The following is a 12,032-nucleotide window of genomic DNA, read 5'->3' as shown; positions in this document are numbered from 1 at the left end:
GCGTTAATCAAGATACAGCGAGGCGATGGTGTCACCTTTAGCTATGAAGTCGTTAAAGTACAGGCCTATAGCTACCAAAATGTTGATATGTCTGCCCTCTTATCGCCGATCGTGCCTGGCAAACCTGGGCTCAACCTTATCACCTGTACCGGTGACGTGATTAAGAGTCTTGATGGCTACAATCAACGATTGGTAGTCTTTGCCGAGCAAGTTTCACCATAAACAAATAGCCACATTCTAACGACTGTGGCTATTTGTTGCGGAGGTCATGTACTCCATATCTCTTAGACGATAAGCACTGCCATGTCTACCGGCGTCGAGTTGGATCGCCTCACTAGTTTAGTAGCGGTTTCTGTTGCCGCCACCGCCGAAGTCACGTCGACCGCCGAATGAATTTGACGGACGCTCTTCGCGTGGTCGAGCCTCGTTGACGGTAATAGTACGACCGTCGAGCTCTTTTTCGTTGAGTTGTTTGATAGCTTCCTGGGCTTCTTCCTCAGATGACATCTCGACGAAACCGAATCCTTTAGAACGGTTTGTCTCACGATCAGTGATGATCGTCGCTGATACGACAGTACCAACGGTCGAGAAGAAGTCCTTTAGCTGATCCTCGGTGGTGTTCCAAGAAAGGGACCCAACGAATAATTTGGTTGCCATTTGCTTCCTACTCTCCTTATTTCTGCTTGGAGGTAACTCGCCTTTAAGCTCGAGTTAGCCGCCCCTCAAGACATTTTGTAAACCTAGAAACTAACTTGTTAGTTACACGGCAGCGCTTCTAGCAAGCTCATTATACTATATGTACCCCAAAAGCAATATCCTCTTAGGAAACAGGGATGCCTTCTGGGACGGTTTCACCCTTCTGCTGGCGGATGACAAATATGCCAAGCAGGATGGCAAAGACTGCAAATGCGGCACCGGTATAGTAGCCCTCGCTGTAACCATGAACAGTAGCGACCGTGATCATATGAGCCGTAGGTCGTGTGTGGAGGTGGCTTAAGTAGCGGGTCGCACTGGCGGTGGCAATTCCGGTTACCACTGCCAAGCCGAGAGAGCCACCAACCTGCTGAGCCGTGTTGTTAAGACCCGATGCTAACCCAGCCAGGTGCCTTGGGACTCCTGAGGTAGCTGCGATAAGCATGCTCACGAAAGTGAAACCGAGACCGAAGCCCATTACTAGCAGTCCTGGAAGAATATGCTTGGTGTAGCCGCTGCCAACTGTGATATGCCCGAGCATGTAAAGTCCGAGGGCTACAAATGCAGGGCCGGCTATCAGGAGTGGCCGGTAACCAACCTTCTTAATAAGACGCGGGGCGTTAGTGGCCGCGATGGCAATAATGAAGGGTACGGGCAGGAACGCAAAACCGGTCCGGACCGGTGTGTAGCCGAGGATCTCTTGGAGGTATAGTGTGCTGACGAAGAAGATAGAGAAGAGCCCGGCAGCGATACTCATCTGGGCGACATTAGCACCCGAGACGTTTCGGATCTTAAAGATCTTGAAGTCGACCAAGGGATGCTTGGCTATCAGCTCGTTAACGACGAAGGCTATGAGTAGGGCGACGCTGACCCCAAAGAAGCCAAGCGTCCGATGATCGAGCCAGCCATAGGTTGGGGTCTTCGTTAGAGCGTAGACCAACATCATCAGGCCGCTGGTCACAAAGATGGCGCCTGGCAGATCTAGATCGCGGTGTGTCTCTTCTGAGGCATGTCTGTCCACAAATGCACGAGCCGCTATGAAGACAAAGATACCAATTGGCACGTTGATGAAGAAGTTCCAGCGCCAGGTTAGGTATTGGGTGATAATCCCTCCGAGCAGGACACCGACAGCCGCACCACCCGAGGCAACTGCTCCCCAGACTGCTAAGGCTTTATTGCGCTCAGCCCCTTCTTTGTAGGTAACGAGCACTATCGAAAGAGCGGCTGGGGACATTAAGGCGCCGGCCAAGCCCTGAACGGCTCTCAGGACGATCAGCTGACCACCATTCTGAGAGAGCCCGTCGGCCAGAGAGGCAAGTGAGAAGATGGCTACGCCAAGGAGAAAGATACGCCGACGTCCGAAAAGGTCAGCGGCACGACCGCCAAGTAGTAGAAAACCACCGAAAGCCAACGTGTAAGCAGTGATGATCCACTGTAGGGTCGGGTTAGATAAATGAAAGGCCTTCTGTACGGTCGGCAGCATGACATTGACGATGGAGACATCGAGAACAACCATGAACTGAGCCAACGCTAAGAGCACTAGTATAAACCAATGACGGGCAATCTTGTCCTTCATAGATAGCTATTCTTTCCTTGCACTATGCAGTATTACGTCCAGTATAACATGTATGATATGTCGGTCTAGAGGGTGAATTTGGTTGCCAGATAACATTGCCATATTAATAAGAGGTATGTTAGACTCGCAGTAAACGTGCTTACGCTCGAGGCAGATTAAGCAGGGTAAAATGAAAAAAACAAAGAAGAGCATGGCAAAACAGTATCTCGCCAAAATTGGAGTTCGCAGTCGCAACCACGCCATAGTCTCTGCTCTCGTCTTCGTAATTCTCTTTGGCGGTATCGGTATCACGCTGCTGCTGGTCTCCCGCGCGACTACTTGCACTGTCAGCTCGAACTTGGTTAACTCTTGTCGCCCTTGGATCGGGGCAGCCGTATCTGGCGATCCGAATGCACCGGCTGCCGATCGAATATCCCAGTTTAACTACCTCGAGAAGTTAGTTGGTCACCCGCTCGATATCTTTCACGACTACCATCCGGCCGGGGATCTACCGCTTAATAGCGACGAGCTACATTTCGCAACCAGATCGAATACCTACGATTACATCAACTGGAAGCCATCGGACAATTGGGCCTCCGCAGGTGGCAGTAACGCAGCCGTAAACGCCCAGATTAAGCAGGCGGCCGATAACTTCCTGGCTCTTCAGAAGAGCAACCCGGGCATTAAAGTCTTTCTGACTGTCTTTCATGAACCCGAAAACAATGTTTCGGCCTTTGATAACGCTGCCCAGCAACAAGCCTGCAAGAGTAGTTCAAGCTTTACAGGACTGAAGGGCAACTCCGGCACACCGGACCAGTACCGGGCCATGTGGCAGAACGTTGAGAATATCTTCCATCAGGAAGGAGTCACCAATGTTGTCTGGGTTATGGACTACATGGGCTATAAGAACTGGGACTGTCTCATCCCCTATATGTGGCCTGGCAACAACCTTGTTGACTGGGTTGCCTTTGATTCATACGCCGGTGGGGACCAGACATGGGGCGGGACAGTCGGCCGCATCTACGATGTACTCCAGGCCGATAACGGGATGAACGTTAATGGTGAAAATATTGATTTTGTCTCCAAGCCATGGGGATCCGCCGAGTTTGGTGACTGTAGATCATCAAGTGACCAGCAACTACAGGGCTACTTCTCAAGCATCAAGACGGCACTCGATAACAACACCTACCCACGCATTAAGATGTACATGGTCTATGACGACACCGGCAATGGGGCTGGCCCAGGATGTCTTGTCGATCACCTGCCGAACGGTAGTTACGATGCCACCAAGTTAGCCGCCTTCAACCAATTCGCTGACGACAACATCTTTACTGGCTCGAACCCGGGTCCAAGCGATCCGGTCGTCTCACTTGCCGCACCGGCTGCAGGTAGTACGCTCAAGGGCAAGGTTAAGGTCTCTGTTAACGCAACCGACAATGCCCCGATCGCCTCAGTCCAGGTTCTGGTAGACGGCAAGGCCGTCGCGACGCTTAAGACGAATCCCTATACCTACAGCCTTGACACCACGACTCTGTCGAACGGGGGCCACTCGCTTCAAGCGACGGCAGTCAATACCTCGGGAGGAGTCGGAGCTTCGAGCATGATAAATATCACTGTCGCCAACAAAACCCCACCACCTCCTTCAAAAGGAATAGGCTGGATGGTTACGACAAGCGCTATCACCAACATGGAGAAAGTCGGTGCCAGTAAGAGTCTGATCAACACCGCCTTTAATACGAAGAACAGCTATACTTTCGGCAGCGGTACGTTGATCGGCGTCCCGACCGTCGACTATAAGAGCGAAGCGGCCATCGCTGCCGCTTTCAAGAGCGGAGCCCTACCGGGTAAGTACAAGGCGTTGATTTATGACAACGAGAAGTGGCCATTTACCCCTTCGAACGAGCAGAAGAACCCAGCCTACTACGAACAGCTCGTTGGCCAGATGGCCAAAGCGCATAGCATGGAGTACATTGCAACTCCTGGCCGGGACCTGGTGTATGCAACCGGTACGCTTGTCGGCAACAGTGAGGATGCCACGTATCTGGCCCGCAACATTCCTGGTGACGCCGCCAAATATGCCTACGCTATCGATATCCAAGCACAGGGCATAGAGACCAATACCTCCAACTTCAGTACCTTTTCGGCCGCTGCCGCCAAACTGGCCTTGGCAGCTAATCCAAACGTTAAGATATATATAGGTTTGAGTACTGGCCCAGGTGGCCAGAAGGTGACCGACCAACAGATGCTCGCCGCCTATAACTCGGTCAAGACATTCTCGGACGGAACACATCTGGCCGACGGTTACTGGCTGAATGTATCCGGCAAAGGCAAATACTGCCCGCAATGCGGCAATCCGAATCCTCAACTCGGTGTCTATCTGCTCCAACAAGTGTATGGTGGTAGTTCACCGACGCAGTTCACGGCTCCTAAGGACGGCGCGACTGTCAGCGGCAACGTGCCGGTGAGCGCCACGACCACCACTACAGGCGCAAACCTTGCCTTGAAAGAGGACAGCAGCACTCTTAAGACGTGTAGTAATGCAACAAAATGCTCTACGAGTTGGAACACGTCGAAACTATCGAACGGTGATTACACACTCGCCGCTGTCGTCTCGACGAAGGGCAGTTCCAAGACGACATCTATCAATGTCACTCTCAATAATGGAACGGCCAACTGTACGCTAAACGCGATTCTCGTCAACCCGTGTCGTCCTCTATTTGGAGCAGCGGCTCATGGTAATCCAAGCGCACCTGGTGGGCCGAAAAGCAATCCGACGGTTCAGTTTGATTACCTAGAATCTATCTCGAATCACAAGTTTGATGTCTACAGGGACTACATAACGGCCCCTGCCTCGGATACTAGTCCCGGCTCTAAAGACGGCGTCCCGCTTACGAGCAGTGAGCTCTCCTTTATTAAGAGCGGCGTAACGGTTGATATTAACTGGGACGTGGCTAACAAATACGCGGACGGCGAATCACTGGCCGACGGCGGGACGAAGTACATTAACGACCAAATCGCCAAAGCGGCCCAAAACTTCCTTACGCTGCAAAAACAGGACCCCAACGTAAAAGTATTCTTCAGCCCTTGGCATGAAATGAACGATCACTCTACTGCGAACGTGTCAGGCTGTAAGGTTAACAATAGCAAGTCGCGAGGCACCCCGGCCCAGTTCATCGCGGCTTGGCAAAATATCTACAAAACATTCCAGGCCGCTGGTGTACATAATGTGGTCTGGACTCTTAACTACGCCTCATACGGGCCCAACCAATGTCTGATGCCTCTAAACTGGCCGGGTAGCCAGTATGTCGACTGGGTTATCTATGACACCTACGATCATGATTGGAACAAGTCAATAAGCACCTGGGGCGACACACTTGGCCAGGTCTACAATTACCTTCAAAGTCTTCCAGCCAGCAAGAACGCGACAGTAGCTGCCGCAGGCAGGGGCATTGCCACTAAATCATGGGGAATCGGCGAATTTGGCACCTGTAAGAACAATAATGCCTCAAACGCCACGCAGTATTACAAGGACGGGGCTACGGCCGTTACCAACAACACCTATCCGAAGCTGAAGATGTACCTCGTCTTCGCCGATACGGGTAATAACTCTGGAGACGCCTGCCTGACGAATTACGATATTAACGGAAAGCAGGACAATCAGAAGCAGCAGGCTTTCAATCAACTTGTTGATGCGGTAATGAGTCACTCAGGAGGGCACCAGACGCCTCCCAGCACCCCTGCAAATCTGGCCTCACCGACTCAGACATCGAATAGTATCAAGTTGACCTGGAGCGCTTCCAAATCATCTTCGTACCCCAGCTCCAAGTTAACGTACACGATCTATCGCGGGGACACTAAAGTCGGTCATGTAACCGGTTCGACGTCCTACACGGACACCGGTTTGAGCCCGAATACGAGTTACAGCTACACTGTAACTGCCACGGATCCTGCCGGTAACGTCTCCACAACCTCAAAGTCACTCAGCGAGACGACGGATTCAAGCCAAGGATTGTCGATCAGCATATCTGGCAACAAACTTGTTAATGGACAGGGCCAGGTGGTCCACCTGACTGGTGTCGACAGGATCGGTGGCTGTTTGAAAGGCACTTCTTTTGATGGTCCGACGAATGAGGCTTCGGTTGTGGCTATGACCAAGTATCACATCAACGCCGTCCGATTGACTGAAAACGAAGACTGCTGGCTTGGAATCAACACAAAGCTTATGCCCAAAGGCGCCCTGTATGGCCAGGCTTTGCGCACGGCAGTCACTCAGTACGTCAATCTGCTCACGAAGCACGGTATCTACGTCGTTATCGACATGCATGTCAATGCGCCGGGTAACAAGTACTTATCACAAGCACAGCAGGTTATGGCGGACGAGGATCATGCTCCAGCCTACTGGAAGCTGATGGCTGACACCTTCAAGAGTAACCCGGCTGTTATCTTCGAACTGTATAACGAGCCGCATATTGACAGCTCTAACACCAACACCAAGACCGCTTCGGATGCCTGGAACTGCTGGCTGAACGGTTGTACCGCGAACCAATACCTGACTGTCAGGAAGGGGAGGGTCATCAAGATGAGCTGGGCGACGGCCGGTATGCAGCAGCTAGTTAACGTCGTACGTGGGGAGCATGCTAACAACATTGTCTCGCTCGGCGGTCTGTATTGGTCTAATGACCTCACGCAGTGGCTTGCCCACAAGCCGACCGACCCCGCTAATCAGTTAGCGGCGAGCTTCCACAACTATATGGGGTGGAGATGTGAAGGTCCGGGTGACGTGCATGATACTACCTGCTGGGATACCATCATCGCCGGCGTGGCGAAGTCTAACCCGGTACTGACGACAGAATTTGGTCAGGACAACTGCGGATCCAATTACGTCAACCAATATATGAACTGGGCCGACCAGCACGATGTCTCGTACACAGCTTGGGTCTGGGTGGTTGGCACCTGCCAACCTGGGATTTCTCATGGAGATGCAGGAAAATGGGGTCTTCTGGCAAACTGGAGCGGTGCGGCCAACCCGTATGGGAAACCGATCCTTGGTCATATAGCGGGCCAGGTCACGCCGACGGTCTCCATAACCTCCCCGGCTCAAGGCTCTAAAGTAAATGGAACAATAACGGTAAGTGCTAAGGCATCTGACGGTTCAAATGTAATCACCAAGCTTGATCTTAAGGTTGGTTCGACAGACCTCAAGGCATGTACTAGCTCGCCATGTTCTGTATCGTGGGACACCAAGAGCGTTCAAAACGGCAGTCACACGATTACAGCAACCGCTACTGCTGGCAATGGTAGTGGCTCGACGACCACTGGGTCTGCCTCCGTTAACGTTAAAGTCGCAAATGGTGGCTCCAACTGTCAGCCGAATAGCATCTTGGAAAACCCCTGCCACCCGGTCATCGGAGCAGCAGCCAAGGGTAACCCAGGAACACCGAGTAATCCTCTGCCGAAATCCAAGTGGGAAGACCGTATATACCAGTTTAGCTATCTTGACGGATTGCTTGGGCAGAAACTTGATGTCGTCAGGGATTACCATAGCGTGCCAGGAAGTGGTCACGGCATAGATACTCTTCCTCTCGATCCGAACAGTGGCCTCGGTAAGATCGAGCTCCAGTTTGTAAAACAAGGCACAACCCTGGATCTTAACTGGGCGCCTTCAAGCAGCTGGAAAGAAGCCGAATCGGTGGCCGACGGCGGGAGCCAAACAACCAACAACAATATCGTCCAGGCTGCGAAAGATATCTCGAAGGTAGCACCGCATAAAGTCTTCCTGACTCTCTGGTGGGAGATGAATGAGCATGTCAGTGCCGCCGATGCCTCAAACAAGGGCTGTAGCAAAGAACTCAACACCAAAGACGGGCATGGTAGCCCGGATCAGTTTAACGCCGCCTGGCAGAATATCTACAATACCTTCAACCAGACATTCCAGCAGGAACATGTCAGCAGTAATGTTGTCTGGGTCCTCGACTACGGTGGCTACTCCGGGAAGTCCTGTTGGATACCGTACATGTATCCGGGCAACAAGTACGTCGACTGGGTTGTCTGGGACACCTATAGTGGCGCTGGCGATAAGACCTGGGCCCAAACAGGGCAGCAGGTATACAACCAGCTGAGCAAGGACAGCACGCCTACGCGAGACTACAAGAGTAAACCATGGGGACTCGGTGAGTTTGGCACCTGCAATGCGACCGACGATACGAAGATAGGCAACTACTTAACTACCGGTAATCAGTCGCTCATGTACGCCATACAACACGGTTTGGTCCCTAACCTGCATATGTATCTTGTCTACGCTGACACTGGTAATACACCAGGACTCGGGTGTCTGACGGACTACGATGGAGAGGTAAAGAGCCAGACGATCTACGATCATCAGAAACAGCTTGACTTTAACCAACTCTATAGCGCTATCGTCGGCAACTCCGCGCCATTCCCAGACGTTAGTATCGCTTCGCCAAAGCCAAACAGTTCCGTCAAAGGCATTGTACCGATCGATGTTGCGGCCACCGAAACAGGTTCGACCATCAAGAGCGTCCAGGTTCTTATTAACGGCAAAACCGCCACGACACTTAACAAGAGCCCGTATGACTACAAGTGGGATACGACGAAGATTCCAGATGGCAGCTATACGATTGAAGCCAAAGCCACCGACAAGAGCGGTCATGTCGGCACATCTGGCCAGGAATCGGTGAAGGTTGATAACACGGGCGGGTCGTCTAAAGGGATTACCGTCTCAGGTAACCAATTCTATCTTAACGGGCAGCCCTTTACCCCTCACGGATTCAACTCGATCGCTTTACTCTATTCGAAGTGGTGCGCCCAACCGCAAACAGCCTCAGCCCATAATAGTCTCGGCACAGCCGAATTAGATAAGGCCAAAAATGTATGGTATGCGAACACGCTGCGTTTCCAAGTAAGTCAGCCCATTCTGGCTAGTAGCAACGGCGCGACATACGCCAAGCAGATCGAAGCTGACGTAAACACCGTCAGACAGGCCGGATTTATAGTGGATATCTCTATGCAGGACCAACACTTTGCCTGTGGCCCAGCGATGGCACTACCAGGTAACGAGACGGAAAATGCGTGGAAGACACTCATTAATAACACGAACCTTAAACAAGATCCGGATATTATATTCGAGCTCTTTAACGAGACACAGAATCAACCGGTTACAACCCCTTCTACTAAACCAACTATATGGAACTGGCCGGACTGGCAAAATGGTGGGCGACAGATAAGCGACTCGAAGTCACCTGCTAGATGGGGTCCTTATACCCCAATCGGGATGCAGGATCTAGTCAACTATCTGCGCGGTCCACTGGGTGTCAATAACGTCTTGCTCGCTGATGGCGCTCAATACGCCTCGACGCTTGAAAACGTTCCACTCCTGAAAGACCCGGCTGGCAACAACCAGATAGCTTACGTCATCCACCCATACAGTTATGCGAAACCGAGCAACTACGATGCACGCTGGGGCAAGCTCTCAGGTAGCCACCCGGTAATCGCGACCGAATGGAACTGCTACTACAATAAGTCGTCCAATTGGCAGGCTGAGACTGCAACGTTCCTCAACTATATGCGAACAACCGTTCACGTCGGAATACTTGGGCATGCGATGGATACTGGAAGTTTCGTCGTGAATGATCCGCTAAACGCATGCGGGAAACTATTCCAGAAGGATTACACCGACTATTTCGCACCCGGCTCTCATACTCCACAGGTCACCATTACTACTCCTAAGTCAGGTGACAAAGTCAGCGGCGTTGTGCCAGTTGATATCACAGCCACAGTTGGTACGGGTAAGATTAGTAAAGTTCAACTTCTTATAGACAATAAAGTAGTCGATACCATGACAAGTACGCCCTATGACTACAAGTGGGATACGTCATCTTTGAAGAGCGGCACATATACGCTACTTGCGAAAGCGTATGCCTCGGCCAGCAATGTCGGTACCTCACCGTCAGTCAGTGTTACTGTTGCGAGCAATGCACCTCAGCCACCCAACGGCCTGAATTCGACCGGTCAAACCGACACGACCATAGGCCTGGCTTGGAAAGACTCAGCTAACAACCCGAGCAACATCGATCACTTCTTGGTCTATCGTAACGGAGCGGTCGTCGGTAAGCCGACAGCTCTTACCTATACGGATACAGGGCTAACTCCGCAGACTACCTATAAATATTCTGTTGCCGCCGTTAGCACAACCGGGCAAGTCTCCGGAATGTCGAACAGTATTCAGGCTACGACCTCAAAGGCGCATAACCCACAACCTCCGACTACACCGAAGAATCTGGCCGCCAAGGCTGCCAGCGCCAACCAGGTTAACCTAACCTGGGATGCCTCCACCGCCAGCAGCGGGGGAGTGACGGGTTACAAGCTACTTCGTGACGGTAAGTCTCTTGGTACCACGACTAAAACGTCATTCGGCGACGGAACGGCCAAGCCTAACACTACATATAGCTACCAGGTAGCCGCCTACAACTCGGCCGGAACGAGTCCGTACAGTCCGAAGGTCACCGTAACCACACCGCCGAATAAACCGCCTGTCCAGACACATGGTGCGACTATGCTCTATGTCCCAAGTACCGACTCCTGGTCGGCCCAATATATGACTATCGTGCCAAGCGTAACCTCTGACTTCGACGGAAGCCCACTACCCGGCGTGCCGCCGATTAAAGAAGGGTACAGAATCTTCTTCCGCGGACGCGTGGTTGCGCCGACTACCGGTTCATACACCTTCTACGTCGACACGACTGACCTTTCGAACATTAGCCTTCAGATAGATAACAAGACTGTCGTCGCCGATAGTAACTCATCGGCAGCTGAGCGATCGGTCACCTTAAACCTGTCGGCTGGCAGTCATAACTTCCATCTTCAATACACTCACGAACACACTGCGCCATGGGGGGAGGTTAGCCTGCTCTGGGATGGACCGGGTATCAGCAAGGAACTTGTACCGACAGCAAGCCTCTATCCAAGCAGGTATGGCTTAAGAGGACGTTACTACAACAATACGAGTATTAGCTCGCCAGCCGTACTCTACCGCTTCGCTGTCGGGGGCGTTAACTATAGCGAGGCCTCAGATACGTCACCTGATCCCGGCATCGTTAATAAGACCAAGTACAGTGTCGACTGGGACGGCTTCGTTATTATTCCAAAAGACGACACCTACACGTTCTATACCCAAACAGATGGTGGAGCGAAGCTGTGGGTTAATAACAAGCAGCTTATCAATGACTGGAGCAACCATAGTAGCGTCAAGCAAAACAGCGGTAAGATCACTCTTAAGGCCGGTATCTACCCGATAAGCATGGAGTACTACCATGACCAGGGAGCTGCCGCCGCTCGGCTTCTATGGAGTAGCAGTTCTACCAAACAGCAACTTATTCCGCCAAGCTCGCTGCTTGAAAACGTACCGAATCAGAAGATTACATCAGTAGGGCTCGTCCAATGAAAGGGAAGGGGTAAATCATGGCTTTAAAACACGGGTTACTAGCAGTCGCCATCATTCTCTTCACTGGTGTCGTAGCTATCAGTGCGATAGCCCTCGGCTCAGCGCTCAGCAGGAAGAATAACAACACACAGACAGTCTCACTCGTCTCCCAACCGACTGCCAACGTCCAGATAACCGACCAGGGCTTTGTTCCCTCCGACTTACAAGTTAAGCCAGGTACGGTTGTTACTTGGACCAACACAACGACCAATAACTATATGATCGATTCCAACCCGTATCCAACACACACCTCACTGCCAGGTCTGGCGAGCGCAACGATCCCAC

The 12,032-nt window shown here is 51.9% G+C and carries 5 protein-coding genes; 3 read left to right on the top strand and 2 right to left on the bottom strand.

Going from position 1 to position 12,032, the window contains the following annotated elements:
- Positions 1 to 222: class F sortase (locus VGS28_03975; GenBank protein ID HEV2412927.1), on the top strand; the 222-nt coding region annotated here is incomplete at its 5' end.
- Positions 223 to 339: 117 nt separating this feature from the next.
- On the opposite strand, the gene VGS28_03970 is transcribed toward VGS28_03975, so the two are convergent.
- Together VGS28_03970 and VGS28_03965 are read right to left on the bottom strand one after the other, a co-directional pair.
- Positions 340 to 657 (bottom strand): RNA-binding protein, encoded by a 318-nt coding sequence (locus VGS28_03970; GenBank protein ID HEV2412926.1) that lies wholly within the window; start codon positions 655 to 657, stop codon positions 340 to 342.
- Between the two features lie 163 nt (positions 658 to 820).
- Positions 821 to 2,269, bottom strand: a complete 1,449-nt coding sequence (locus VGS28_03965; GenBank protein HEV2412925.1) for an MFS transporter — start codon at positions 2,267 to 2,269, stop codon at positions 821 to 823.
- 169 nt (positions 2,270 to 2,438) lie between these two features.
- Between VGS28_03965 and VGS28_03960 the strand changes: the two genes are divergently transcribed.
- Both VGS28_03960 and VGS28_03955 read left to right on the top strand, forming a co-directional pair.
- Positions 2,439 to 11,708, top strand: a complete 9,270-nt coding sequence (locus VGS28_03960; protein ID HEV2412924.1) for an Ig-like domain-containing protein — start codon at positions 2,439 to 2,441, stop codon at positions 11,706 to 11,708.
- A 17-nt stretch (positions 11,709 to 11,725) separates the two neighbouring features.
- Positions 11,726 to 12,032, top strand: a 307-nt coding sequence (locus tag VGS28_03955) for a hypothetical protein (protein ID HEV2412923.1), incomplete at its 3' end; no start/stop codon positions are given.

The organism is Candidatus Saccharimonadales bacterium, assembly GCA_035945435.1.
GTDB lineage: Bacteria > Patescibacteriota > Saccharimonadia > Saccharimonadales > DASZAF01 > DASZAF01.
The sequence above is the reverse complement of the archived record's forward strand: the minus strand, read 5'-3'. Positions and strand labels throughout refer to the sequence as shown.

Excerpts from the sequence above, each read along its gene's own strand:
- VGS28_03970 (HEV2412926.1), bottom strand. The coding sequence starts at position 657 with ATGGCAACCAAATTATTCGTTGGGTCCCTTTCTTGGAACACCACCGAG.
- VGS28_03965 (HEV2412925.1), bottom strand. The coding sequence starts at position 2,269 with ATGAAGGACAAGATTGCCCGTCATTGGTTTATACTAGTGCTCTTAGCG.
- VGS28_03960 (HEV2412924.1), top strand. The coding sequence starts at position 2,439 with ATGAAAAAAACAAAGAAGAGCATGGCAAAACAGTATCTCGCCAAAATT.